Annotated in this window: 24 protein-coding genes and 1 pseudogene; 12 read left to right on the top strand and 13 right to left on the bottom strand. The window is 59.3% G+C overall.

Annotated elements, in window-relative coordinates; translation table 11 throughout:
- Nucleotides 1–78: 78 nt before the first annotated feature.
- On the bottom strand, nt 79–693 hold the full coding sequence (locus BSF40_RS30280; RefSeq protein ID WP_095968115.1) for a LysE family translocator: 615 nt from the start codon (nt 691–693) through the stop codon (nt 79–81).
- A 101-nt stretch (nt 694–794) separates the two neighbouring features.
- Nucleotides 795–1,064: a hypothetical protein gene (locus BSF40_RS30275; RefSeq protein WP_095968114.1), complete on the bottom strand. Its 270-nt coding sequence runs from the start codon at nt 1,062–1,064 to the stop codon at nt 795–797.
- Between the two features lie 295 nt (nt 1,065–1,359).
- Between BSF40_RS30275 and BSF40_RS30270 the strand changes: the two genes are divergently transcribed.
- From BSF40_RS30270 to BSF40_RS30230, 9 genes are all read left to right on the top strand, one after another.
- A complete protein-coding gene (locus BSF40_RS30270) occupies nt 1,360–1,818 on the top strand; it encodes a VOC family protein (protein WP_095968113.1) in 459 nt (152 codons plus the stop codon).
- A gap of 349 nt (nt 1,819–2,167) precedes the next feature.
- Entirely contained in the window at nt 2,168–3,370 is a 1,203-nt protein-coding gene (locus tag BSF40_RS30265; protein WP_095968112.1) for a PepSY domain-containing protein, read from the top strand.
- A complete protein-coding gene (locus BSF40_RS30260) occupies nt 3,367–3,909 on the top strand; it encodes a thiamine pyrophosphate-binding protein (protein ID WP_095968111.1) in 543 nt (180 codons plus the stop codon). The genes BSF40_RS30265 and BSF40_RS30260 overlap by 4 nt, the downstream gene beginning before the upstream one ends.
- Nucleotides 3,906–4,235: a hypothetical protein gene (locus BSF40_RS30255; protein ID WP_095968110.1), complete on the top strand. Its 330-nt coding sequence runs from the start codon at nt 3,906–3,908 to the stop codon at nt 4,233–4,235. The genes BSF40_RS30260 and BSF40_RS30255 overlap by 4 nt, the downstream gene beginning before the upstream one ends.
- A complete protein-coding gene (locus tag BSF40_RS30250) occupies nt 4,232–4,804 on the top strand; it encodes a DUF6162 family protein (protein ID WP_095968109.1) in 573 nt (190 codons plus the stop codon). Before BSF40_RS30255 ends, BSF40_RS30250 begins: the two co-directional genes overlap by 4 nt.
- Before the next feature lie 35 nt (nt 4,805–4,839).
- On the top strand, nt 4,840–5,766 hold the full coding sequence (locus BSF40_RS30245; RefSeq protein WP_095968108.1) for a metal ABC transporter substrate-binding protein: 927 nt from the start codon (nt 4,840–4,842) through the stop codon (nt 5,764–5,766).
- On the top strand, nt 5,763–6,611 hold the full coding sequence (locus BSF40_RS30240) for a metal ABC transporter ATP-binding protein (protein WP_095968107.1): 849 nt from the start codon (nt 5,763–5,765) through the stop codon (nt 6,609–6,611). The genes BSF40_RS30245 and BSF40_RS30240 overlap by 4 nt, the downstream gene beginning before the upstream one ends.
- Nucleotides 6,611–7,510, top strand: coding sequence for a metal ABC transporter permease (locus BSF40_RS30235; RefSeq protein ID WP_095968106.1), 900 nt, complete (start codon nt 6,611–6,613; stop codon nt 7,508–7,510). The genes BSF40_RS30240 and BSF40_RS30235 overlap by 1 nt, the downstream gene beginning before the upstream one ends.
- On the top strand, nt 7,511–8,413 hold the full coding sequence (locus BSF40_RS30230) for a metal ABC transporter solute-binding protein, Zn/Mn family (RefSeq protein WP_095968105.1): 903 nt from the start codon (nt 7,511–7,513) through the stop codon (nt 8,411–8,413).
- Nucleotides 8,414–8,588: 175 nt separating this feature from the next.
- On the opposite strand, the gene BSF40_RS30225 is transcribed toward BSF40_RS30230, so the two are convergent.
- From BSF40_RS30225 to BSF40_RS30210, 4 genes are all read right to left on the bottom strand, one after another.
- Nucleotides 8,589–8,816 carry an MbtH family protein gene (locus BSF40_RS30225; protein ID WP_015094098.1) on the bottom strand — a complete coding sequence of 76 codons (228 nt, stop codon included), beginning with the start codon at nt 8,814–8,816 and terminating at the stop codon, nt 8,589–8,591.
- A gap of 81 nt (nt 8,817–8,897) precedes the next feature.
- Complete coding sequence (locus tag BSF40_RS30220) at nt 8,898–10,298, bottom strand: aspartate aminotransferase family protein (RefSeq protein WP_095968104.1); 1,401 nt, start codon at nt 10,296–10,298, stop codon at nt 8,898–8,900.
- Between the two features lie 199 nt (nt 10,299–10,497).
- Nucleotides 10,498–11,823, bottom strand: a complete 1,326-nt coding sequence (locus BSF40_RS30215; RefSeq protein ID WP_095968103.1) for an ATP-binding protein — start codon at nt 11,821–11,823, stop codon at nt 10,498–10,500.
- Nucleotides 11,820–12,500, bottom strand: coding sequence for a response regulator (locus BSF40_RS30210; protein WP_095968102.1), 681 nt, complete (start codon nt 12,498–12,500; stop codon nt 11,820–11,822). The genes BSF40_RS30215 and BSF40_RS30210 overlap by 4 nt, the downstream gene beginning before the upstream one ends.
- Nucleotides 12,501–12,654: 154 nt before the next feature.
- Here BSF40_RS30210 and dsbD point away from each other — a divergent pair, with 154 nt between their 5' ends.
- From dsbD to dsbG, 3 genes are read left to right on the top strand one after another with little or no spacing between them, the layout of a single operon-like run.
- On the top strand, nt 12,655–14,391 hold the full coding sequence (gene dsbD / locus BSF40_RS30205; RefSeq protein ID WP_095968101.1) for a protein-disulfide reductase DsbD: 1,737 nt from the start codon (nt 12,655–12,657) through the stop codon (nt 14,389–14,391).
- Complete coding sequence (locus BSF40_RS30200) at nt 14,391–15,245, top strand: TlpA disulfide reductase family protein (protein WP_095968100.1); 855 nt, start codon at nt 14,391–14,393, stop codon at nt 15,243–15,245. The genes dsbD and BSF40_RS30200 overlap by 1 nt, the downstream gene beginning before the upstream one ends.
- Nucleotides 15,221–15,988: a thiol:disulfide interchange protein DsbG gene (dsbG, locus tag BSF40_RS30195; protein WP_095968099.1), complete on the top strand. Its 768-nt coding sequence runs from the start codon at nt 15,221–15,223 to the stop codon at nt 15,986–15,988. The genes BSF40_RS30200 and dsbG overlap by 25 nt, the downstream gene beginning before the upstream one ends.
- A gap of 72 nt (nt 15,989–16,060) precedes the next feature.
- Here dsbG and BSF40_RS30190 read toward each other — a convergent pair whose 3' ends face one another.
- The 7 genes and pseudogenes from BSF40_RS30190 to BSF40_RS30160 form a co-directional block, all read right to left on the bottom strand.
- A complete protein-coding gene (locus BSF40_RS30190) occupies nt 16,061–16,879 on the bottom strand; it encodes an alpha/beta fold hydrolase (protein ID WP_095968098.1) in 819 nt (272 codons plus the stop codon).
- A gap of 270 nt (nt 16,880–17,149) precedes the next feature.
- Nucleotides 17,150–17,887 (bottom strand): hypothetical protein, encoded by a 738-nt coding sequence (locus BSF40_RS30185; RefSeq protein ID WP_015094088.1) that lies wholly within the window; start codon nt 17,885–17,887, stop codon nt 17,150–17,152.
- Between the two features lie 58 nt (nt 17,888–17,945).
- Nucleotides 17,946–19,166 carry a hypothetical protein gene (locus BSF40_RS30180; RefSeq protein WP_256589623.1) on the bottom strand — a complete coding sequence of 407 codons (1,221 nt, stop codon included), beginning with the start codon at nt 19,164–19,166 and terminating at the stop codon, nt 17,946–17,948.
- 50 nt (nt 19,167–19,216) lie between these two features.
- Nucleotides 19,217–21,739 (bottom strand): TcfC E-set like domain-containing protein, encoded by a 2,523-nt coding sequence (locus BSF40_RS30175; RefSeq protein WP_095968096.1) that lies wholly within the window; start codon nt 21,737–21,739, stop codon nt 19,217–19,219.
- Between the two features lie 104 nt (nt 21,740–21,843).
- Nucleotides 21,844–22,338, bottom strand: coding sequence for a CS1 type fimbrial major subunit (locus tag BSF40_RS30170; protein WP_095968095.1), 495 nt, complete (start codon nt 22,336–22,338; stop codon nt 21,844–21,846).
- Between the two features lie 547 nt (nt 22,339–22,885).
- Nucleotides 22,886–23,026 (bottom strand): annotated as a pseudogene (locus BSF40_RS33660) (group II intron reverse transcriptase/maturase); the annotation flags it as partial.
- A gap of 107 nt (nt 23,027–23,133) precedes the next feature.
- Nucleotides 23,134–24,000: a fibronectin type III domain-containing protein gene (locus tag BSF40_RS30160; protein ID WP_095968094.1), complete on the bottom strand. Its 867-nt coding sequence runs from the start codon at nt 23,998–24,000 to the stop codon at nt 23,134–23,136.
- Between the last annotated feature and the right edge of the window lie 86 nt (nt 24,001–24,086).

The following is a 24,086-nucleotide window of genomic DNA, read 5'->3' as shown; positions in this document are numbered from 1 at the left end:
TACTTCATTTAATAGTGCGTAGGAACGCTCCTGAAAAGTCAGCTTAACAGGCATCGGGCAACCGGTTGAAGCAATGCGTCAGCCAAAGCTTTCGAGCAGCAGCGGATACAGCGAACCCACGAGCAGCGCGGCCATGCCCCAATTGAACAGGCGCAGCCAGCGGCGATCCTTCAGAACATTGCGCAACAGCGTGCCGCAAGCGGCCCAGACACCGACACTCGGCAGGTTGATGATGGCAAAAACCGCCGCAATCACGATCACATTGGCGAAGTAACCCTGCATCGGCGTGTAGGTGCTGATGGCGCCAATGGCCATGATCCAGGCCTTGGGGTTGACCCACTGGAACGCGGCGGCGCCCAGATAGCTGATCGGTTTCGCCTCGCTCTGCTGACCCTCCGACACTGGCCCGGAATGAGCGATTTTCCACGCCAGATACAGCAGATACGCCGCCCCCACGTAACGCAGCACGGTGTAGAGCAAAGGGTAAGCCTGGAACACCGCGCCAAGGCCGAAACCGACCGCCACCACCAGCACAAAGAAGCCACAAGTGATGCCGAGCATGTGCGGAATCGTGCGGTTGAAGCCGAAGTTCACCCCGGAAGCCAGCAACATGGTGTTGTTCGGACCGGGTGTGATCGAGGTGACGAGGGCGAACAGGGCAAAGCCCAGCAGCAGGTCGAGTGAGAGCGTCATGGGTGGCAGTCCGTCAGGGTCGGTCAGGTGTTGACCCTATCGCACACCTTGGGCGAAACCCATGGACAGTTACACGAAACTTGGAGCAGTACAGTTTTGCCTCAGCTTGGACGACCGTGAAGCTGTACAGATCGCCCGGCGTTCATTTCCCCCTGGTTGTCGTAGCTGAACGACTTTTGCGGCTGGCCGAGCAGTTCGGCTTTTTTCGCGTGGTATTCGTCGAAGGACAATCCGCGGCGGTTCAGCGCCTCCAGCGCCAGTTCCTTGCTTTCTTCAGCCGTGTAAGGGCGAAGCTCCGGGGAAACATGGCTGGCACATCCGGCGAGTACGGAGACAGTGAGCATCAGCACAGTGGCGATCATCGGTTTCATTTCTGGCGTCCTGGCGACTGGTTCGAGGCAATGAACACAGGCTACCCGCGCCTCCCGGGTAGCAGAAATCAACGCTTTCAATAGTGGCTATCAGGAAATGGCGATCATTGTCCTTATCAGCGCTTGCCCAGAGCGCAGGCCGGGAGCGCACTGGCTGGAGCCTACCTGATGGCACTTGTGTGGCATTGCTGCTCGTCGGGCGCTCGGTGAGGCGAAAGCGGCTGGCCTATATTTATCCGGCTGTACAACGAAGCAGGTTCTTTCCATCCACATAACAAGAACAGGGAGATCCATCATGAGTGTCAAACCCATTCCGGAGGGGTATCACAGCATCACCCCCTATCTGGGCATCCACAAAGCTGCCGAAGCCATCGATTTCTACAAGAAAGCCTTCGGCGCCATTGAGGTCATGCGCCTGGCCATGCCTGATGGTGGCATCGGTCACGCCGAACTGCGCATCGGCGATTGCCCGATCATGCTGGGTACACCGTGCGATCAAGGACCGCTGAGCAACCCGGACAATTCGCCGTCCGTGGGTCTGCATTTGTACGTGAAGGATGTCGACAAGTCCTACAAACAGGCCATCGATGCCGGCGCCACCGTTGTGTCCGAGGTCAAGGATCAGTTTTACGGCGATCGCTCGGGGACCTTGAAGGATCCCTACGGGCATCTGTGGTTCCTGGCGACGCGCAAGGAAGACCTGACTCAGGAACAGATTGAACAACGGGCGAAGGAGATGTTTCAGCAGGGTTGAAATCTTCGCGAGCAGGCTCGCTCGGACTCTGTGGGAGCGGGCTTGCTCGCGAAGGCGGTGTGTCAGGCAACATTGACTCTGAATGTGCCGTCCCCTTCGCGAGCAAGCCCGCTCCCACCGTTTGATCTTCAGTGAATGTAAATCCTGCGGCCGGCCGTGCGCGGATTGCTGCCTTTCTGCCTATCGAGAAACATTTTCTTTCACTTCCCCTTTCGGGATTTCCTTTGCTCATCCGTCTTACCTAGATGCAGTCCTGTCGCGTAGGCAAAAGCCACGACTGGACCTTCAGGGCGCTCATCCCTGCGAAGCCCGCAGCCGAGCGGCCTCTCATCCAGGCAAGACCTTCAATATGTCAAAGAAATCCCGCTCAAAAATCTGGTTCCTGGTCCATAGCTGGCTGGCGCTGCCGATCTGGTTTTTCGTGCTGATCGTCTGCGTGACCGGCACCCTGGCGGTGATCAGCCAGGAAATCGTCTGGCTGGCCAACCCGCCCATGCGCGCCAGCCAGCCCTCGGACGATGCACCACTGCTCAGCTATCAACAGGTCATCGAGGCCATCAACAAGGCCGAACCGCAGACCGTGGTGCAGAGCATCAGTCGGCCCGACGAGTCGCACTTCGCCCTGGATGTCGAAGTCAGCTATCCCGACGGACGCTCGGTGGTGATTTATGTCAATCCATACAGCGGCGTGATCCAGGGCGTCGCGCCGGAGTTCAACTTCCGCGCCTTCACCCGGGCGCTGCACGGCTGGTGGCTGGTGCCGTTCACCAACGGCTACAGCTGGGGCTGGTACCTGGTGTCGTTTCTCGGCTTGCCGCTGCTGGCTTCGCTGGTCACCGGGCTGGTGGTCTACAAACGCTTCTGGAAAGGCTTTTTCCGCCCGACCCTGCGGATTCGCCACGGCGCGCGGATTTTCTGGGGCGACTTCCACCGCTTGAGCGGCATCTGGTCGATCTGGTTCATCGCGGTGATTTCCATCACCGGCACCTGGTTCCTGATCCAGGCATTCCTGTTCGATAACCAGATTTCCATCTCCACAGAAAAGATCATTCCGGCGATGTCCCGCGAAGCGGTACCGCTGTCGCCCGATGGATCGCCCCCGCCGCGCATCGACCTTGATCGAGCGATTGAAATCGCCACACAGAAAATCTCCGGACTGGAAGCCAGCTTCGTCAGCCTGCCGGGCAATGCCTACAGCCATCTGGATGTCGGGGGACGCGGCTGGTATCCACTGATGTTCCAGACCGCGACCCTCAACCCCTACACCGGCGAAATCGCCGCCTCGCGCCTGATTTCCGACCGCTCGACCCTGGAGTTCGTCACCGAGTCCATGCGCCCGCTGCACACCGGCGACTTCGGTGGCCTGTGGATCAAGCTGATCTGGGCGTTCTTCGGCCTGTTGCTGAGCATGATGGTGCTCAGCGGCTTGCTGATCTGGACCAAGCGCACGGCACTGGCCACGGCCAATGCCTTCAAGCGCAGCAACAGGACACCGCGCAGCGCCGCGGCGCAACCGGCCACCCGCAAGGAAACATCGGAGGCCAACCTGTGAGCAAAGACATCGCGGTCTCACCACCCTCGCGCCTGAGCGTGTTCTGGCACAAATGGCGCTTTCACCTGAACGTCCTGTTGCTGCTGATTCCACTCGGTTTCATGCCCAAGTACTTCGCGGATGAAGCATTGATGCGCGGCGACAGTGGCCTGGGTGAACGCGAAGTCGGCGAAGTCCAGGTCGGCCCCTGGAGCCTGCGCCTGGCGGAATTGCGCAACGCCGCACCCACGCTCGACGGCCCCGCCGGCTACATGAAAGGTTTCAACGCGGCACTGTGCGAGGCCTGTATCGGACAGGTCAAGGCCACTTACCTGCGCATCGGCAAACCCCGCAGCCTGCGCGCCGCCGGCGTGATTTTCTTCGGCGCGCCGTACCGCATGGGCGCTTCACTGCCCGTCCCGGAAAAGACCACGGCCGACGCCGAGCTGTGGATCACCATGGAAGGCTGGGACGGCGCCATGCATCAGGCATCCATTCCTTTGAGCCAGGCCTCCCCCGCCACCATCGCCTGGTTGAACAAACAAGGAGGCAAACCATGATCAACCCGCTTCGTCCACTCAACACCCTGTTGCTGCTGCTCTGCGCCGGCTTCAGCGCCAGCGCCCTGGCCCATAACCCGATGTGCGAATGCAAGGCCATCGACGCCGAGCAGATCAAATGCACCGGCGGCTTTTCCGACGGCAGTGGCGCACCGGGCGTGACTCTCGATGTGATCGGCTACGACGAAACCATCCTGGTGCCTGGCAAACTCGGAGCCGATTCGACCCTGACGTTCAAGAAACCCGGCGCCGAGTTCTACGTGCTGTTCGACGCAGGCCCCGGTCACGTGGTGGAAATCGACCAGGCGGACATCCAGGCGCCATGAATACTTCAACGACCCAGGTCGTGCGCCCGGCGGGTGCCGGCCACGAAACCCTCTACGTCCTGCTGCTGTGCCTGATGATCCTTGCGGTCGCAGGTTCGGTGGTGCTCTGGCGCGGGGAATCCCATGAGGTGAGCAGCGTCAACAGCCACCAACTGGATGCCCGCCGCGACCTCAGCGCTGCCGAGCAAGGCATCTACGCCGATTTGCGGGTGACGCTGGACGAGATTCATTTGCTGCGCCAGGAACAGCAAACCCTGCCGACGCCCGAGGCCCTCGCCGACGAGGGTTTTGCCCCGTTTGCCCGGGATGCCAGCTCCGTCAGCCGTGGCAACCATGCCTGGCAATTGCTCAACGCCAAGGCCTACTTCGGCCAGAGCCAGACGCCGACAGTCGCCGGTTCATTCCTGATGCGCCTGACCGCCACCGATGACGCTCCGGACATCTGGCTCAACCGCGCCGGCACGCTCACCGCTCCGGCCGACCTCAGCGACAGCTCGCTCGAAAGCGCCGGCTGGCAACAGATCGTCGCGCAATTCGATGCCGGCGTGACCCGCCAGCACCGGCATTGAACCCTCGCCCTCACCCGAGAGAAGACCGCTTTCCCATGCCCATTTCATCTCAACGTTCTATCTTGCGCATGCTACTGGTCGGCCTGCTGGCCTGCCTGCTGCCATCCCTCGCCAGTGCCGAGGCAGCCAAGCGCCTGCGCATCGGCATCACCCTGCACCCTTATTACAGCTACGTGGCGAACATCGTCGGCGACAAGGCCGAAGTGGTGCCGCTGATTCCGGCCGGTTTCAACCCGCATGCCTACGAACCCCGCGCCGAAGACATCAAGCGCATCAGCGGGCTGGACGTGATCGTGCTCAACGGCGTAGGCCATGATGATTTCGCCGACCGCATGATCGCCGCCAGCGAAACCCCGAACGTGCCGGTGATCGAAGCCAATGAAAACGTGCCGCTGCTCGCCGCCACCGGTGTTGCCGCCCGCGGTGCCGGCAAGGTGGTGAACCCGCATACCTTCCTTTCGATCAGCGCCTCGATCGCCCAGGTCAACAACATCGCCCGGGAGCTGGGCAAGCTCGACCCGGCCAATGCCAAAACCTACACCGAGAACGCCCGCGCCTACGGCAAGCGCCTGCGCAAGATGCGCGCCGATGCCCTGGCCAAATTGACCCAGGCGCCGAACGCCGAGTTGCGCGTGGCCACGGTGCACGCCGCCTACGACTACCTGCTGCGCGAGTTCGGCCTGGAAGTGACCGCCGTGGTCGAGCCGGCCCACGGCATCGAGCCGAGCCCGAGCCAGTTGAAAAAGACTATCGACCAACTGCGTGAGCTGGACGTGAAGGTAATCTTCTCGGAGATGGATTTTCCCTCCACTTACGTCGACACCATCCAGCGCGAATCCGGCGTGAAGCTGTATCCGCTGTCGCATATTTCCTACGGCGAGTACACCGCCGACAAGTACGAAAAGGAAATGACCGGCAACCTCAACACCGTGGTGCGGGCGATTCAGGAGTCGGGGGCATGACATCGAAAGAAACGCTCACCACCCCAAGCGCCGAATACCCTGTGCGAGCGGGCTTGCTCGCGAAGGCGTCCAGTCAGTCAACATCACCGGTGAATGACCCACCGCATTCGCGAGCAAGCCCGCTCCCACAGGTTTCGGGCCCGACCCTGGATTTTACCGACATCAGCCTGACCCTCGGGCGCACGACGATCCTCGACAAGGTGACCTTCCAGGTCCGTCCCGGGAGCGTGCATGCGCTGGTCGGCCCAAACGGCGGTGGCAAGAGTTCGCTGATCAAGACCCTGCTCGGGCAAATGCCGCATCAGGGCCGCTTGAGCCTGCAGTGGTCGGCCGAGCCGGGGACCATTGGCTACGTGCCACAGGCGCTGGAGTTCGACCGGGGTTTGCCGATGACCGTCGACGATTTCATGGCTGCCATGTGCCAGCGTCGCCCGGCCTTTCTCGGTTTGAGCAAACATTACACGGCGGCGATTGGTGAGGCCCTTGAACGGGTCGGCATGCAGGACAAGCGCAAGCGCCGCATGGGTGCGTTGTCCGGCGGTGAACGCCAGCGGGTATTGCTGGCCCAGGGGCTGATTCCGCCTCCGCAATTGCTGGTACTCGACGAGCCGATGTCGGCCCTCGATGAGGCAGGGATCCAGGTGTTCGAGCGCTTGCTCGGCGACTGGCGAGCGGCGGGCATCACCGTGCTGTGGATCGAGCACGACCTGGAAGCGGTCGGGCGCCTGGCCGATCACGTCACCGGCCTCAATCGCCGCGTGCTGTTCGACGCCACGCCGCAACAGGCACTGACGCCGGAGCGCCTGCTGACGCTGTTCTCGACTCACCCACGGAGCCTTGCCTGATGAGTTACGAAGCTTTTCGCCTGATGGTCCAGGGTTGGGCATCGTCGGGTTATCTGCCCGAAGCGCTGGCCTATGGATTCGTGGTCAATGCGTTGCTCGCCGGCCTGCTGATCGGCCCGGTGCTGGGCGGCCTGGGTACGCTGGTGGTGGTCAAGCGCTTCGCGTTTTTCTCCGAAGCCGTCGGCCATGCCGCGTTGACCGGCGTGGCCATCGGCATTTTGCTCGGTGAACCCTACACTGGTCCCTACGGCAGCCTGTTCGGCTACTGCCTGCTGTTCGGTATTTTGCTCAACTACCTGCGCAACCGTACCGGCCTGGCGCCAGATACCTTGATCGGCGTGTTCCTCTCGGTGTCGCTCGCCCTGGGCGCCAGCCTGTTGTTGATTCTGGCGGGCAAGATCAACGTGCACATCCTGGAAAACGTGCTGTTCGGTTCGGTGCTGACGGTCAACGGCAATGACCTGCTGGTGCTGGCCATCGTCGGTTCGCTGGTGATGGCCCTGGCTTTGCCTTTGTACAACCGCATCATGCTCGCCAGCTTCAATCCGCAACTGGCGGCGGTGCGCGGGGTGGCGGTGAAGGCCCTGGATTATCTGTTCGTGATTCTGGTGACGCTGATCACCGTCGCCGCGGTAAAGGTCATCGGGGCAATTCTGGTCGGCGCGCTGCTGGTGATTCCGGCAGCGGCGGCGCGTTTGCTCAGCCAATCGCTGAAGGGCTTTTTCTGGTGTTCGGTGCTGATCGCCACCGTCAGCACACTGTGCGGGATTCTCGCGCCGATCGTCTTCGACCTGCCGATTCCGTCCGGTGCCGCGATCATCCTCGTGGCCGGAATCGCCTTCGCCCTGGCCGCCATTGCGCGCGGCATCGTCCCCAGCCTGAAAGGGAACCTTGGATAAATGATTTTTACTCTGCGCCAACTGACCCTCGCGGTGGCCCTGTGCGGGCTGACCGCTACGACCTTCGCCGCAGACAACGGCAAACCGCTGCGCGTGCTGGCCTCTTTGCCGATTACCTATGGTCTCGGTGAAGTGTTGCTCAAAGGCACCGATGTCAGCCTCGAACGCGCCGCGCCGGCCAATCTGCCCGGCAGCCGCCAGACCGCCTACTTCACCGGCCGAGGTGCCCCGGCGCTGGCCCAGCTGGCGAAGGATGCCGATGCGGTGATCGGCCTGCGTTCACTCTGGCCGGATGACCCGCTGTACCCGATCTCCCGACGCAGCAATATCCGTATCGTCGAAGTCGATGCCGCCCGCCCTGTAGACGGCGCCCTGCCCGGCATCGCCGTGCAGCCGGGCAACAAGGTCGATGGCCTCAACAGCCAGCCGTGGTTTTCCAGCAACAACATGGGCCGCATGGCCGACGTGATGGCGGCGGACCTGGTACGCCTGGCCCCCGAGGCCAAGTCGAAGATCGACGCCAACCTGGCAGCCCTCAAGCAACGCTTGCTCAAGCTCAGTGCTGACAGCGAAGCGCGGCTGGCGACGGCCGATAACCTCAGTGTGATGAGCCTCAGCGATCATTTCGGCTACCTGATCGGTGGGCTCAATCTGGAGCTGGTGGGGCTGGATGCGCGACCGGATGCGCAATGGACACAGGAAGCGCTCAAGGCGTTGAGCGCGATGCTCAAGGACAATGATGTGGCGGTGGTGTTGCATCACCGGCAGCCTTCGGATGCTGTAAAAGCGGTGATTACCGAATCGGGTAGCCGGTTACTGGTGTTGAGCACCGATGCGGGGGATCCGGTGGCGGAGCTGGAGGGGAATGTGGATCTGGTCATCAAGGGGCTTAGTGGCGTGTAACCTCAGTTGGAGCGCGTTATCGTTCTTCGCGAGCAAGCCCGCTCCCACATTGGAAATGCGGTCCCCTGTGGGAGCGGGCTTGCTCGCGAAGGCGGCCTGACAGACAACACAAAATCCCGATATGAAAAAGCCCGCTGACCTTACCGGCTCAGCGGGCTCTTTTATGGGCGACGGATCAGTTCGCCACAGCCGCCTGCTCATCCATCTTCTGGCGCAGGCTCAACGGACGCATGTCAGTCCAGGTCTCTTCGATATAGGCCAGGCATTCCTTTTTCAGCCCGCTTTTACCCACGGTGCGCCAGCCCTGTGGTACGGCTTTGTAATCGGGCCAGATCGAGTATTGCTCTTCATGGTTGACCACGACCTGAAAGAGGATGTCCTCGCGATCGAATACTGAAGTCATGCTGTCTCTCCATCGATGTTGGGCGGGCTGCGCCGTATGCGCAGCCGTTATGTAGAAGGAACGTTACGCGGCGCAAAAAATTTACAGATCGCGGCTGGCAGCCGCCAGGGCCCGGCCGAAAATCCCGGCCACCTGATCGATTTCCGCAGCGCTGATCACCAGTGGCGGCAGGAAGCGCACCACCGCGCCATGGCGGCCACCGAGTTCCAGGATCAAGCCACGCTTGAGGCATTCGCGCTGTACCAGGGGGGCCAGGCGGGCGAACGCCGGCGGGTGACCCTGGGCATCCAGTGCGCCCGTCGGATCGACCAGTTCGACACCGAGCATCAAGCCACGCCCACGAATATCACCCAGTTGCGGGAAGTCCCGTTGCAGGATGCGCAGGTGCTCGGCCAGGCGCTCGCCCATGGCGGCGGCATGCTCGCAAACCTTGTGTTCGACCAGATAACGCATCACTGCGCAACCGGCGGCCATGGCCATCTGGTTGCCACGGAAGGTCCCGGCATGGGCGCCCGGCAGCCAGGTGTCGAGCCACTCGCGGTAGACCACCACCGCCAGCGGCAGGCTGCCGCCGATGGCCTTGGACATCACCACGACATCGGGAATGATCGCGGCGTGTTCGAAGGCAAACATCTTGCCGGTACGGGCGAATCCGCTCTGGATTTCATCGACGATCAGTGCGACACCCGCCTTTTCGGTGATCCGCCGCACACCGCGCAACCAGTCCAGGTCGGCCGGGATCACCCCACCCTCGCCCTGCACCACTTCCACGATCACCGCCGCCGGCAATTGCACACCGGCCTCGGGGTCGTTGAGCAGGTTTTCCAGATAGCTCAGGTTGGCTTTCACCCCTTGCGCACCGCCCAGCCCGAACGGGCAACGATAATCGTAAGGGTACGGCATGAACTGCACGCCGCTGCCGAGCAAGGCGCCCAGCGGGTTTTTCGGCCCGAGGCTGCCCATCAGGCTCAGCGCGCCCTGGCTCATGCCGTGATACCCGCCCTGGAACGAGATCACGGTGCTGCGGCCAGTGGCGGTACGCACCAGCTTCAGGGCGGCTTCCACGGCATCGGTGCCCGTGGGACCGCAGAACTGGATCTTCGCTTCAGCGGCCAGGGCAGGCGGCAGCAGGCCGAACAGGTCCTGGACGAACTGATCCTTGACCGGGGTGGTCAGGTCCAGGGTGTGCAGCGGCAGTTCATCGGTCAGCACTTGCTGGATGGCCTGGATCACCACCGGGTGGTTGTGCCCCAGGGCCAGGGTCCCGGCACCGGCCAGGCAGTCGATGAACGTGCGGCCTTCGACGTCTTCGACGTAAATACCCTTGGCGCGCTTGAGCGCCAGGGGAATGCGTCGCGGATAACTGCGGGCGTTTGATTCCTGCTGGCTCTGGCGGGCCAGCAATGGCGATTCATTGAATTGATAAAGCGTCTCGGCGGACGTCGCCGGCTGATCTACGATAAGGCTGGTAGCGACTGACATCTCTCGACCCCTCAATACGGTTTTCCTGTTCTGGAAACGCATCAGCGCTTGAGGGATTTAGGCGGTAACACGGAAACCTTTGTAGGAGCGAGCTCTGCTCGCGATGAACTCAAGAACACCGCGTGCATTCAGAAAGCACGCGTTATCGTTATCGACCATCGCGAGCAAGCTCGCTCCTACAGGGGTTTTGTGGTGTTTTTCAGACCGGTTGCAGCGGCATCGTCAGTTCGACCCGCAAACCGTCCGGTCGGCTATCGAAATGCAGCGTACAACCGCAACGCTGAACGATCGCCTGGACGATCGCCAGCCCCAGGCCGCAACCCGTACTATGGCCGTTGCGCCAGAAGCGTTGGGTCAAGTGTTGCAAATCCTCTTCGGCAATCCCCGGCCCATGGTCGCGCACCACGAACTGCACACGATTGCCGGTGGTTTCCAGGCTCAACTCCACCGCTTTGTCGGCGGGAGTGTGGCGCAGTGCGTTGTCGAGCAAGTTGCGCAGCGCGGCGATCGACAGCACGGCAGGCATTTGTACTGGCGCAGCGGAGACCTTGCCCGGCGCCTGAAACCTGATGCGCTGGCGATCACCGCTCGCCGCATCCTGGATCGCCAGTTTTGCCACTTGCTCGGCATTGCACTGCACACCGTCGTCAAACGACAGGCTGCCCTCGACCCGTGCCAGCAACAGCAATTGCTCGAGGGTGCGGTGCATGCGATCCGCCCCCTCTTCGGCGCGCGCCAGGGCTTGGTCCCGGGCGCTACCGTCGGTCATGCGCGCCACTTGCAGGTGGGTCTTGATGGCGGTCAGCGGGCTGCGCAACTCGTGGGCCGCGTCACCGGTCAGACGACGTTCGCGCTCGATGGCCTTGCCGATACGCTGGAGCAACTGGTTCTGGGTTTCCAGCAAGGGTTGCAGCTCGCTGGGCAATGGCTGGATCTGCAAGGGTTCCAGGGAGTCGGCGCTGCGGCGCATCAAGGCGTCGCGCATGCGGTTGAGCGGTGCCAGCCCCTGGCCGATGCCCAGCCAGAGCAGACACAGGCAACCGAGCAGCGCCACGCCCACCGGTACGGAAGCGGCCAGCAGGATCGACATGTTCAACGCCTCACGCTCAATCTGCCGGTCGGCGGTGGTGATGCGCAGATCGCCCCGGGCCAGTGTGAAACTGCGCCACGGCGCGCCGTCGATCATCTGATCGTGAAAACCCAGCTTCTCGGCCTCCAGAGTCTGCTGCGGATCGGTGTGGCTGCGGGCAAGGATTTCACCGCGCAGCGAGCTGACCTGGCACGCCATGCCACCCGGTATGTTCAGTTGTTCGGCGCTGAAGTGGGTGCCCTCGCCCTTGCTCGGCAGGGGTGGCAGTTGCTCCATCAGGCCGGCGACCATGCGTGCCGACGCCACCAGGCGCTGGTCGAGGGAAAACATCATTTGATTGCGCAAATCGCTGAGCATCCAGGCCGCAGCCAGGGCCCAGATCAGCGCAAACGCGGCGCCGAGCGTCAGGCTCAGGCGCAAACGCAGACTCATCACTTCGATTCTTCTCCGCCATCAGCCGGCCCCAGGCGATAGCCCAGGCCGCGCACGGTCTCGACAATGCCATTGCCGAGCTTGCGCCGCAGGTGATGGATATGAACGTTGAGGGCGTTGCTTTCCAGCTCGTCGTTGAAACCGTAGACGCTGTCCTTCAGTTGCTCGGTGGACAGCACCCGGCCACGGTTATGCAACAAGGCTTGCAGCAACGACTGCTCGCGACGCGAGAGATCCACCGGCTGGCCGGCGAGTGTGGTTTCGCGGCTGCTTGGGTCGTAGGTCAGGGCGCCGTGTTCGATCAGGTTGACGCTGCGCCCCGCCACCCGGCGCAACAGCGTATGCAGGCGCGCAGCGAGTTCGCGCAGGTCGAAGGGTTTGAGCAGGTAATCATCGGCACCGGCTTGCAGGCCATCGACGCGGTCGGTGACCGAATCACGCGCGGTGAGGATCAACACCGGCAACTCCAGGCCCTGATGACGCAACTGCTGCAGCAGCTTGAGGCCATCTTCGTCCGGCAGCCCAAGGTCGAGCACCATGACATCGAATTCCGCGACCCTGAGCATGGCCCGGGCAGCGGACGCCGTGGCCACGTGCTCCACGGTCAGGCCCTGGGCGGTCAGGCCGGCAACGATGCCGCTGGCGATCAGCTCATCGTCTTCGCATACCAATACGTGCATGGGGAGCCTCGTAGAAATAAAGCTGATTAAGCCTTTGACCGATTAAGTCGACATTATGCCGCAGACGCCATCGCCACAAGGCCGGGACGGTTAATCATCGGTTAATCGCCACCCGCCACTGTGCACCTCACTAGTACCGGGAAAAGGCTTATCCATGCGTCGTCTGTTTTTACTGTTTACCCTTTTGATCGCGGGCCTGGCCCAGGCGGCAACCAATCCGTTCGACACCAAACCTGAATTTCTCCCGGTTGATAAAGCCTTCACCTTTACCTCTGAACGCCTGGAATCCGGTGAAACACAGCTCTATTGGCAGATCACCGACGGCTACTACCTGTACCAGAAACGCTTGAAGTTCGATGGATTGCCTGTCGGGCAGCACCCTGCGTTGCCGGAAGGTGAAGCCCACAGCGACGAGTTTTTCGGTGAACAGCAAGTCTACCGCCAGGGTCTGGAACTGAAGATACCAGCGGGTGCCAGCGGCCAGGTCAAGGTCAGTTACCAGGGTTGTGCCGATGCCGGTTTGTGTTATCCACCGCAAACCAGGATCGTGGACCTGGGCAATACCCATGTGCAGAGCGCGGCCAACGAAGCACCGGACCAGGCGCTGGCCAGCGGCCTGCAGCAACGGGCACTGGGCTGGAGCCTTGTGCTGTTCCTCGGCCTGGGCCTGTTGCTGGCGTTCACCCCTTGTTCATTGCCGATGCTGCCGATTCTCGCCGGGCTGATCGTCGGCAGCGGCGCCTCGCCCAAGCGTGGTTTCGCCCTGGCCGGCAGTTACGTGGTCAGCATGGCGCTGGTGTATGCGGCGATGGGTGTCCTGGCCGCCTCCCTGGGGGCGAACCTGCAAGCCTGGTTGCAGAACCCCTGGCTGCTGGGCAGTTTCGCGGTGATTTTCGTGTTGCTGGCGCTGCCGATGTTCGGCTACTTCGAGCTGCAACTGCCGGTGGCCGTGCGGGATCGGCTGGAAAACGTTTCGCGTAATCAGCGCGGCGGCAGCCTGATCGGCGCCGGGGTGCTGGGTGCCCTGTCCGGTCTGTTGGTCGGGCCCTGCATGACCGCACCACTGGCCGGCGCGCTGCTGTACATCGCGCAAAGCGGTAACGCGTTGCATGGCGGATTGATTCTGTTCGCCCTGGGCATCGGTATCGGTGTGCCGCTGCTGTTGCTGGTGACCGTTGGCAATCGCTTCATGCCCAAGCCGGGCGCGTGGATGAACCTGGTCAAAGGCATTTTCGGCTTCCTGTTCCTCGCCACGGCGTTGCTGATGTTGCGCCCGGTGCTGGATGAGTCGTTATGGGTCGGCCTGTGCGGGGCGTTGTTGTTGATTGCGGCCTACAGCGCCTGGAAACAGTCGGGTGGCTTCGGTCGCATTGCTCAACTGTTCGGTGCCAGCTCGTTGCTGCTCGGCTTGTGGGGCAGTCTGTTGATGATCGGTGCGGCCGGCGGCAGTGATGATCTGCTCAAGCCGTTACAGGTCTTCCGCGCCTCCAATTCCGCCGTCGCTGCCATGCCCACTGGCCACGACGCCTTCACTACGATCAAGGACCCGGTTGCGCTGCAAAGGGAGCTCGATGTGGCGCAGGCTCAGGGCCAGTGGGTGCTGCTGGATTACTACGCCGACTGGTGCGTGTCGTGCAAGGTCATGGAGAAGCAGGTGTTTGGCAAACCCAAAGTGCTTGAAGCCTTGAGCGATGTGCGCTTGCTCCGCCTGGACGTCACCGCCGACAATGCCGCCAGCCGCGAGTTGCTCGGCCGTTACAAAGTGCCTGGGCCTCCGAGCCTGCTGTGGATTGGCGCTGACGGTGAAGAACGGCGCAACCAGCGCATCACCGGCGAGGTCGATGCCGACACTTTCCTGCAACGCTGGATTACCACCCGAGACGCCCGTTGATGCTGACCTTCACCCTCGGCACCTTTGCCATCGCGCTCAATCACCTGCTGCTGATCAGTGCGCTGGCGCTGGCCACTTTTGTCGGCTGGCGGGTGGCCAAGCGCGGCGGAGAAAACCCCGAGTCCGCGCTGTTCAGCCTGTTTCTGCTGGGCATGCTGGCGGCCCGGATCAGTTTCGTGGCGGTCTATTGGGCGCACTACCGCAATGATCCGTGGCAGATCATCGACCTGCGCGATGGCGGTTTTCTCGCCTGGCCGGGGGTGATTGTCGTGCTGCTCGCCACGCTGTATCGCGGCTGGCGTCGCCCGGGGTTGCGCCGCCCACTGGGCTTTGGCGCGGCCAGCGGCCTGGCGTTCTGGTTGTTGGCAACGTTCTCCCTGTCGATTTATGAACAAGGCACACGCCTGCCGGAAATCGCCCTGCGCAACGCCGCCGGCGAAACCGTGCAACTGGCCGACTACAAGGGCGGCCCGTTGGTGATCAATCTCTGGGCCACCTGGTGCCCGCCGTGCCGCCGGGAAATGCCGGTGCTGGAAAGCGCCCAGCAACAACGTCCGGACCTGACGTTCCTGTTCGTCAATCAGGCGGAAAGCATGCAAAGCGTCGCGACCTTTCTGGAAACCCAGGGCTTGAGCCTGTCCAACGTGCTGTTCGACGGCGGCGGGCGACTGAGCCAGGCCGTCGGTTCCATGGCATTACCGACTACGCTGTTCTACAGCCCCGAAGGTCGCCTGCTGGGCAGCCATCTGGGTGAGCTGTCAAACGCCAGCCTGGCTCGCGCACTGGAAAACTTCGACACCGTACCCGCCACCTCTTCAAGGAAACTGCCATGCCCCGCCTCCGCCACCTGCTGACCCTGAGCCTCGGTGCCGCCCTATTGCACCTGCCGTCGGTACAGGCCGAAGAGTTGCCCGATGCGATCAGGAAAATCGAGGCCAAGGGCGCGAAAATCGTCGGCCAGTTCGACGCCCCTGACGGTTTGCGCGGGTATGCCGCGCAATACCAGGGCCGCGGCATGGCGCTGTACCTGATACCGGACGGTAAACACGTGCTACTGGGCAATCTGTACGACGCCGAGGGTAATGACCTGAGCAGCGCGCCATTGCAGAAACTGGTGTACGCGCCGATGGCCAAGGAAGTCTGGGCCAAGTTCGAAACCAGCAACTGGATCGGTGACGGCAAGAAGGATGCGCCGCGCGTGGTGTACCTGTTCAGTGACCCGAACTGCCCGTACTGCAACATGTTCTGGGAACAGGCCCGGCCGTGGGTCAAGGCCGGCAAGGTGCAGTTGCGCCACATCATGGTGGGCATCATCCGCGAAGACAGCCCGGGAAAATCCGCCGCACTGCTTGCCGCCAAAGACCCGGAAAAAGCCCTGCAGGACCACGAAGCCGCCGGCAAGGGCAGCTCGCTCAAGGCCTTGAAGGAAGTGCCGTCAGCGATTCAGGCAAAGTTCGCGGCCAACATGCAATTGATGGAAGAGCTGGAGCTGCAGGCGACACCGGCGATTTTCTACATGGACGACAAGGGTAATCTGCAACAACAGCAGGGCGCGCCGTCACCGGACAAGCTGGTGAAGATTCTCGGGCCGAAGTAAGCAGGATCAAAAGATCGCAGCCTTCGGCAGCTCCTACAGAGCTGCCAAAGGCTGCGATCTTTTTCGCAAACCCTACTCCGGATTACGCTCCGCCAAAAATGCCAGCAACGCCTGGCTGACAAACTCCGGATTTTCCAGACTGGAAATATGCCCAGCCTCTGGCACCAGCACCCACGGGCAGCCAATCAACTCGGCCATTTCACGGGCTTCCTCCGGTGGACGCGGAATGTCCTGATCACCGCACATCACCAGTGTGCTGGCACCGTCGAGTTCACCCAGTCGGGCCATGAAATCCTCGCGGCCAAAGGTAATGCGCCCCATCGGCACGATGCTTTCACGCAGGCGATCAGTGGGCAAAGCCGCCAGCGCCGCACGGAAGTTCTGGTACAGAGGCGACTGCGGGTCGATGCCGGGGCGAAAGAAGATCGGCACTATGATATCCAGCAGCGCTGGAGTGATGACACCCGCCTCTTCGATCTGCTTCAACAGTGAAAAGTAGTACTGGCGAGTCGGTTCCGGTTCGACGCCGAGGTAGGTGTCCATCAACACCAGGCCATTGAGCCGGTGCGCTGCCGACAGCGCCAGGCGCACGCCCCACATGCCGCCGACCGACAGGCCGACCAGAGTGACCCGCTCGATGTCCAGATGATCGAGCAAGACCAGAGCCTGACGCGCAAGGTCATCCAGCGACGTCGTACCGACAGGCATTGGCCCGGATTGGCCGTGTCCCCACAGGTCCAGGGCTATCACACGATACTGTTGCGACAGCGCGGCGATCTGCGGTGCCCACATGGCCTGGTCCCACAGGTAACTACCGGCCAGCAGAACCGTCGGGCCGCTGCCTTGATCGATGTAGTGAAGGGGTTGTCCATCTATCGTTACGTAGGGCATCGACTGTCTCCGCGAATAAAAATGGAGCCGGAAGACTGAGTGGCTGACAGTCCCTCGTCAATCGCTGGAGTGTGTGCGTTTGTGCCCCCGCCTTCGCGAGCGAGCTTGCGAGCCAGAATCACCAAGCCACCGGCAAGGGCGAGTTGCAGTGTCACCGGACAAGTTGTCGAATATTTTCGGGTCAACATGACTAATGCCACATGAATGGGTAATCAGCCCCCGAAAGCAAGCGTGGCCATAGTCAAAATGACAGTGGCCACGCAAACCGAACTATCCCTTCACTTGCACAGGTGTCTTCTTTTCGTCCTCGATCAGGTTATAGCGATAGACTCGACCCGCTTGTTTGTCGAACGCGAAATCATGACCTGGAATCAAGTGAACTTTTCTGGTCGGTTTGCAATCATCTTCGTTCTTCGCCGAACAATCCTTGAAGGAATCGATGACAACTACACTATTGCCATTGTTTTTCACTTGATAACCATTGGCAGTGTTATCGATTTTGGTATCAAAACGGGTATTGCCCGGTCGAACAAAGAACACCATGCCATAACCGGCCATTACGTTAAAACCGGCTGACATTTCCTTTTCATACGTTTCACGCTCAGTGTCCGAGACGGCGAACTTGTCTTCTTTTTCGGGAACAACGGGTAGAAAACGAACGCGAAAATAGCGCTCTTTACTCCGATCGCCGGTATACAGCAGGCGGGTACCCTGAGTTCCTTTGGCCGGTACGATTAGCCTGGCCGGGCTGGCGACCAGGCCGTCACGGGTACTGCCATCAACACTCTTCAAGGGCTCTTCGCGGGAGTTTCCATTCTGCTGATAAAAAATCTCCTTGATCTCGATCTTGACGAACGCCGTTGAAGTACCACCGTTATGAATACGTTTCAGATAGGTACTTTGATCGCCCTTCATAAAGTCATAGAAGCTACCAATTTGCAGGCTGGGGCCGGCGTGCGCGCACAGACTGAAGAAAAATGTGCACAACAACATATAAATGGATTTCATGAGATAAGCCTCGTACTGGGACAACAGCCTGAGTAAGCCTCAGGCTTTGCTACTGCGATTAGATATCGGAATCAAAAGTTATATTAACGATTCCTCGATAACTGCTAGCGTCGTGCATTGTTGCAACTGAATCTTGCTGCACTTCAAAATGCAGCAGACTGGGTTGTCGAGTGGGCAAACCTGCAGGCTTCAGATGCTCCAGGCCGGCACCACCTATCTTCAGTGGACGCCGTGCAACCGGCTGGTCTGCATTGTCCACCCAAGGACTTGGCAGGCTGACACTGATATCGACAGGTACTTCATGGGTACCGTTGTTTATCAGACAGGTTCCAGCTCCCGGTTGACTGCAGCTGAGATCCATTTTAAACGGCGTAGACGTCAAGATGAAAAACCGCAAGTCACCCAGTATTTTCTCCGGTCGTCTTCCATGGGTGATCCACTCCATCCAGCCGCCCTTGGGTGCCAGGGCAATACTGTCGGCGGACATTTTGACGTTGACGTCCTGCTTTACCGCCAGGTTCAAATTGAATGTCATTGCACCGTCATTGGGGGTCAAGACACCCATATCGAAATCGCCGCTGGTGGAGTAAGTATACGACCCTTCATAGTCGCCACTTATCAACTGCTCCGGTCGAACAGCTCGCAACTCATAATGTACATCGAGCCGTTGCAAAGTCATGCCGGGAATGTTGTATTTCGGACTCCTTGGGCAAGTGGTGACGTTCTGGGGGGTCAACCAAAATGCCGTAAAATCTGTATTATTGTCATCAGCCCCCTGGGAAGTATCATTGACTTGCCGGCAGGAACCAGTTGCCTCAACCCACGAGGGTTGCCAGAGATAGGCGTGAGAATCAAACACAGGAAAATCCGCCGGAAGTCCGACTATTGCTTGCACTGTTCTGCTCAAGCGATAACGGGTCCCCACTCCGGCAATGCGAATTTCGATCTCCGCTGTTTCGCCAGGAATCACCGCATGCTGGACAGTAAATCTGCGCCATGTCGTCGGAAAACCAAAAGGGATCACATGATCTTTGGCAATGCCCCCTGACGACGTAAAAGCAATAGAGAAGCTGTTACTTCGAATCCCCTTGCTACTGCAATTACCCGGATATTCCGTGCAATACCCGGTTTGAGGTGTCTGATTGATAATCTCCGCGCTTCCCGGATTAAGCGGATCCGGCCTGATCTCGGCTTGCACCTCCAATACAGCGGCATTGGCTAAACTTGCAAACCCGCAAAGTGCCGATCCCAGCACCAGACGGTTGAGTAACTTGTTCATTTGACTGTCCTGTGTACGCCATGTTCTGACTGCTTTTGTATAAGTGCCCATCAACTGGCCTTCTCAGACTTATAAGCAGCTTCGGCCAAGGTGTCCGGATGACACCGTAGATCCCCTACCATCAGCACATCATTCTCTCGGTGCTGGGAGGCTGGATCGAGCCTGAACTGGCATAACAACTGACTGTCGTGCCGCACTTCGAGTGTAGGAGAATTCTCGCTAAGTTCCATGGAAAAGAACCCATCGACTTCGCTGATACCACGACTGGCATGGTTGATGACGTGATGGCCTTTCAACGGTTTTCCACCGGCATCCAACAGGCGCCCCATCACGGTCACGGTCTTCAGAATGCGCACCTGACGATAATCCACCCCTCCCTTGTTCAAGTGATAGGTGGTGCGCGCAGGCTGGATTGCCGCCGCAGGAACATCGGTGCCCTTGAAATCGAAATTCACCGTGCCGTTCTTGTACGCCGAAACGGGAATGAAATTGCGCCCCGGCCGCAACGTGGCGTGGGTACCGGCGAAGTCGTCGGCCCGCAGCTCGATATCATCGAGATCGCTCTCGACATCGACGATCATTCCCGCCTCTCCGGTCGAGGCCTGGCTACTCATTACGAGTTTTTTGCCACTGACCGCCAAAGTACTGTCCAGATTCAAACCGCCGCTGATCTGACCGTTGTAGGAGGAACGTTGCGCATGCATCGAACCGCTGACCTGGTCAGTCTTGAAATCAGCCGTGCCCGCCTGGCCTGTCCCGTACACATCCTTGCTGACAGTTGCAGAAACACTTTGCAGGACGTGATCCTCGAGGTCGCGACGATAGGTGACGGACGCGTTCGGATCGCGTCCACCGTCACGCGATGTACGTTGACCGACGCTACCGCTCACCTGGTGACCGTCGGAACCCAGTGCCATGCGCAGGCTGATATCGATCCCGCGGTTTCGCTGGTCGGCAGTGCCAACCGTGCCTGGTCGATCGAACACCGCCACGCGCCAGTCGGCGCGGTTGCCGAACAGCTGTGCGTTGCGGGTCCAGCTCAGGTCGATGCCCACGCCTTCGGAATAACCCTGGCTTTGGGAGACTTGCGCGCTGACCGAGCTCTTGCTGTTCAAGCGCTGACTCACCGACAGCGATGTATTGCTGGTTTGTCCGTTGTAGGTGTTGCGTTGACGGATGTGTGTCCCGTCCGGCAGCACTTCGTAAGTATTACGGGTGTCCAGCCAGCTGCGCTGATGGCGCAACACCAGACTGCCGCCGTTGTAGCGATGCACACCTTGCACCTCCATCCCCGTGCCTTCGCCCTTGGTCTGGGAAAGGCTGGTGTAAAGGGACGTTTTCTCGCCCACCGTCCAGTCGGCAGAGGTGCCCAACTGCATCTGCTCCTTGACCTGACGGGCTGAAAGCCCCAGGACAACTCGCGGATGCAGCAAGAAGTTAAAGGCAGCGCCTGCCGTCAGTTCGCCGTCATCGCGCTCCTGCCAATTGCTGAGCAGTTTGCTCTCGCGACCGGCGAACAGGTTGTAGCGCCAGCGATTTTCCGGGTTGCGCCAGTTAGTGGGCTTGTAAATAAGCTCTGAAGTGGTGGTAATCACTTGACCGTCTTCGACCACCCGTACTTCCACTTCGTAGATTCCGCCGGGCAGCGGACGTGTATCGAGCGCCTGCAGACCGCTCGCCACCTGCTGACTGTTGATCAGCACACCGTTGCGATAGATTTCCACCATCGCCTGGCGGTTGGCGGTCACCGTAATGGGATAGATACTGGGGTTGGCGTTGTCGATCGCCAAGCTGTCGGAACTGCCGTACATCAGACCCATTACCGTGTCGGGACCTCGCCCGATGGTGCGCACAGACCGAGTCAGACCTTGGGCACTGGGCGTGAAATACCCGGCACGGATGAAGTTGCCCTCCAGTTCCCGTTGGGCATGCAACTCATGGACAGCATGCTTGATGCCCGTATCGGTTCCTGACCTGCGCGACAGTTGAGCATTGAACGTGTTCGTCCAGTTGCCCAGGCTCGCGGTTGCCTCCAGGCCATAACGGCCGGCGATATTCTGCTGCTGACCGCCGCTGATGTTCAGTTGTTTGCGCACAATCATACCGTGGCTGCCGCCTTCAGGCTGATCATGAAACTGTCGGATTTGCGGATCGCGCTCGGCGTTCTCCGTCACCAACGACACCATCGAGTCTTCCAGACTGTAGTAAACCGACTGCAATTGCCGAGGGCAGCCACTTTTACAGGCGCCCAACGTCGCGCCCTGCGTCAGGAAAGCGGCCCACTCATCACGCTCGCTCGAAGCAAGGTCACTGTTGCGTGTATCCGTAAAGTTGATCAGCGTCACTCGCTCATCGCGGGTCAACAGGATCATGGCTTCGCCCAGGAACTGTCGATCGACTTCGACTCGAACAGCCAATGGAACATCAAAAAAGAATTCATGAAACTCTGCAGGCAAACCTTCAGCCTGCTGGAGCAAACTTACGGACTTGTTCGCAGGCTGGCTTTCACTGGCAAGCGCGCCTGCGCAAAAAATAAGCGCAAGCGCTCCTGCGATAGGAGTCATCGGAAACATTGATCAATATCTCAAGTTAGCGCTTGCATGTGCAAGAAAGAATGCGGCCGGCTGCGCCGGCCACATAAAGGACACACTGTTAGCTGGAACTTATCCAACAATTATCAAGGCGCGTCGAATTGCATACGAACGAATCCGGTGTATTTACCTACCTGATAACCCTCGTCAGGTGCGATTGGCTCAATGCTCAGGGGAACGATGACTTCATTGTGCGCTTCACCAGCAGCGATAACTTCTACATCGCCGCCAACAGACAAAGCAACATCATTGAACTTGACGGTCAACTCAATATCGTCTTCGCCAGAGGTGATGAACGCCGGGGCCGTCAGAGATGCCTTGATGGCATTGCCTGTGCCAGACTCAACGCTGCTTTTCGCCCTGAAGTTGCGGCTGATGCCTTTCAGTTCGGAATTGTCCATATCCCAGGCCAATTGCTGAGGTTGTTGTACAGTATCGAGCTTGGATGGCTGCACATAGAAGTCGCTGCTCGGAATATCAGCGTAGACTTCAACGGTGTGATCAATTGGAACAGCCATGGCAGCCGAAGAAACAAAAGCCAAAGCAAGCACCGGGGCAGAAATTGCAATTTTCTTGAACATTGGAATTACCTTTAAGTATCTGATTAATAGTGCGTGCTTCGGCCAAGCGACAAAAGTCAGGCACCGGGTTATTGATCAACACCAGTAAATATGATGTTGCGTTTCAACGGCGCGCATCTTCTCGTTTTCCGTAGGATCGGTATGCAAGATCTATCCGAACATCCTGTAGGACAAATCCCTGCACTTGAAAAACCTTCGCGCGCGAATAATGAAAGAGGCCCGAGTGCCGCTGGCCCGTTGCGCAAGTGTTGTCGGAGAGTGTATTGAAGCTCTTCAGGGATGTCGGGAAGTGTTCATCAAGGAGGCAGGGCAGTAGATCCCGAGGGCGTACCTGGCTGAAAGAGGTCTTTTATGTGAAAGTCCAACGGACGTGCTTACCTGCAATCGAGTATGAGACAGATTTACATCCGCCGTCCTCTCACACCACCGGGGGGTGTCAGAAATTTTGTGTTCCGGCATAACGTACGAAACGGTGGCTCCGCCGTTCCCACTCGCGGTCGAGTTCGTTGAGCTGGATGTTCGACAGCAGCGGCGAGAGCGGGCCGCCTTGCGGGTGGTACTCGCCGGCCAGCAACCGAGTCTTGAGGATCGGCCAATACTGTTTCAAGTAGTCCGCCAACTGGTCGACCGTCATGCCATCGGTACCCGGTGTGCCCTCATTGCTGACCACGTGTTTATACGCACGCTGGTTGCGCTTGCGCGCAACGCGCCATGTCTGGCGCACCCACAAAAAAATCCCGATGCACAGGCATCGGGATTTTTTATACATGCATAGTCAGCGACACAGGGAAACGACTATTTCCTCTGAAGAGAAATACCCTGTGCCGGATACTGAATGGTCGCCCTCTCCGACTCATTACCGGAGTTATCGAAGGCTGTCACTCCAAATACATATCGACGCCCCGGTTGCAATTTGGTAACAGCAAACTCCGTTTCCACTGTCGTATCCAATACAATTTCTCCTCCATCCTGCTCAATTTGATAAATTCTATAATTAACCACTGGAGAACTGTCCTGCGACGGCTCCCAACTCAATATCAGACCAAGATTACTGATGCGTAAGTCCGAAGGGACTGTGGGTGCTGTGACGTCTTTAAATTTTACGGCAACACAAAGAGGGTCCGAATAAAGAAATTCCTCATCAACAGTTCGAATGCAATACTGGTGATCACGCCCTTGCATTGGAGTGTTATCCCTATAGGGAGGTTTATCTGCTATCTCGAGTAGCACTCCGTCTCGCCGTATTTCAAAACGCGGCTCGCCAGTGTCGACCTTGCCTCCATCCCAAAAGAAGTAAACTTCATTCTCCGTTTGAAAGAAAGGAGTGAAATGATTCGGAGGAGTAGGATTAGCTCCTAATGTGGTGACATTAATTTCTATAGGTGGAACGATCCCCGGACCGAGGGAAATTTTGTACGTTTGGAGAGGAAGCAAATCAGTAACCGTCCAACTTGAACTACCGTGCCAAGCAACCCCCAGCTGACGAGTTCCACCTGAAGGCTGATGCAAAAACACAGCAGTCCCATTCCCCGGGACAAAAAAATCCACAGTAAACGTGAACTCTCTCCTACCTACACTATCAAGCCTAATTTCACCTTTAGGAATCTCATTTGCACTAGCATCCCGACCAGGCGACACTAAACCAGAAACAGAAGCATTCATGAAAACCACCTTATAGATTACCGAATTCGCATTAAGTTTTTAACCGCAGCACCATTCAAGCATCAAACCCAGGCAACCAGAAACTG

Source organism: Pseudomonas sp. ACN5, from assembly GCF_002303975.1.
GTDB classification, from domain to species: domain Bacteria; phylum Pseudomonadota; class Gammaproteobacteria; order Pseudomonadales; family Pseudomonadaceae; genus Aquipseudomonas; species Aquipseudomonas laurylsulfatiphila.
Note: the sequence above shows the minus strand (reverse complement) of the source record. Positions and strands in the feature narration are given on the sequence as shown.

Coding starts and splice junctions, on each gene's coding strand:
- BSF40_RS30280 (WP_095968115.1), bottom strand. CDS start 693: ATGACGCTCTCACTCGACCTGCTGCTGGGCTTTGCCCTGTTCGCCCTC.
- BSF40_RS30275 (WP_095968114.1), bottom strand. CDS start 1,064: ATGAAACCGATGATCGCCACTGTGCTGATGCTCACTGTCTCCGTACTC.
- BSF40_RS30270 (WP_095968113.1), top strand. CDS start 1,360: ATGAGTGTCAAACCCATTCCGGAGGGGTATCACAGCATCACCCCCTAT.
- BSF40_RS30265 (WP_095968112.1), top strand. CDS start 2,168: ATGTCAAAGAAATCCCGCTCAAAAATCTGGTTCCTGGTCCATAGCTGG.
- BSF40_RS30255 (WP_095968110.1), top strand. CDS start 3,906: ATGATCAACCCGCTTCGTCCACTCAACACCCTGTTGCTGCTGCTCTGC.
- BSF40_RS30250 (WP_095968109.1), top strand. CDS start 4,232: ATGAATACTTCAACGACCCAGGTCGTGCGCCCGGCGGGTGCCGGCCAC.
- BSF40_RS30245 (WP_095968108.1), top strand. CDS start 4,840: ATGCCCATTTCATCTCAACGTTCTATCTTGCGCATGCTACTGGTCGGC.
- BSF40_RS30240 (WP_095968107.1), top strand. CDS start 5,763: ATGACATCGAAAGAAACGCTCACCACCCCAAGCGCCGAATACCCTGTG.
- BSF40_RS30235 (WP_095968106.1), top strand. CDS start 6,611: ATGAGTTACGAAGCTTTTCGCCTGATGGTCCAGGGTTGGGCATCGTCG.
- BSF40_RS30230 (WP_095968105.1), top strand. CDS start 7,511: ATGATTTTTACTCTGCGCCAACTGACCCTCGCGGTGGCCCTGTGCGGG.
- BSF40_RS30225 (WP_015094098.1), bottom strand. CDS start 8,816: ATGACTTCAGTATTCGATCGCGAGGACATCCTCTTTCAGGTCGTGGTC.
- BSF40_RS30220 (WP_095968104.1), bottom strand. CDS start 10,298: ATGTCAGTCGCTACCAGCCTTATCGTAGATCAGCCGGCGACGTCCGCC.
- BSF40_RS30210 (WP_095968102.1), bottom strand. CDS start 12,500: ATGCACGTATTGGTATGCGAAGACGATGAGCTGATCGCCAGCGGCATC.
- dsbD (WP_095968101.1), top strand. CDS start 12,655: ATGCGTCGTCTGTTTTTACTGTTTACCCTTTTGATCGCGGGCCTGGCC.
- BSF40_RS30200 (WP_095968100.1), top strand. CDS start 14,391: ATGCTGACCTTCACCCTCGGCACCTTTGCCATCGCGCTCAATCACCTG.
- dsbG (WP_095968099.1), top strand. CDS start 15,221: ATGCCCCGCCTCCGCCACCTGCTGACCCTGAGCCTCGGTGCCGCCCTA.
- BSF40_RS30190 (WP_095968098.1), bottom strand. CDS start 16,879: ATGCCCTACGTAACGATAGATGGACAACCCCTTCACTACATCGATCAA.
- BSF40_RS30185 (WP_015094088.1), bottom strand. CDS start 17,887: ATGAAATCCATTTATATGTTGTTGTGCACATTTTTCTTCAGTCTGTGC.
- BSF40_RS30180 (WP_256589623.1), bottom strand. CDS start 19,166: ATGAACAAGTTACTCAACCGTCTGGTGCTGGGATCGGCACTTTGCGGG.
- BSF40_RS30175 (WP_095968096.1), bottom strand. CDS start 21,739: ATGTTTCCGATGACTCCTATCGCAGGAGCGCTTGCGCTTATTTTTTGC.
- BSF40_RS30170 (WP_095968095.1), bottom strand. CDS start 22,338: ATGTTCAAGAAAATTGCAATTTCTGCCCCGGTGCTTGCTTTGGCTTTT.
- BSF40_RS30160 (WP_095968094.1), bottom strand. CDS start 24,000: ATGAATGCTTCTGTTTCTGGTTTAGTGTCGCCTGGTCGGGATGCTAGT.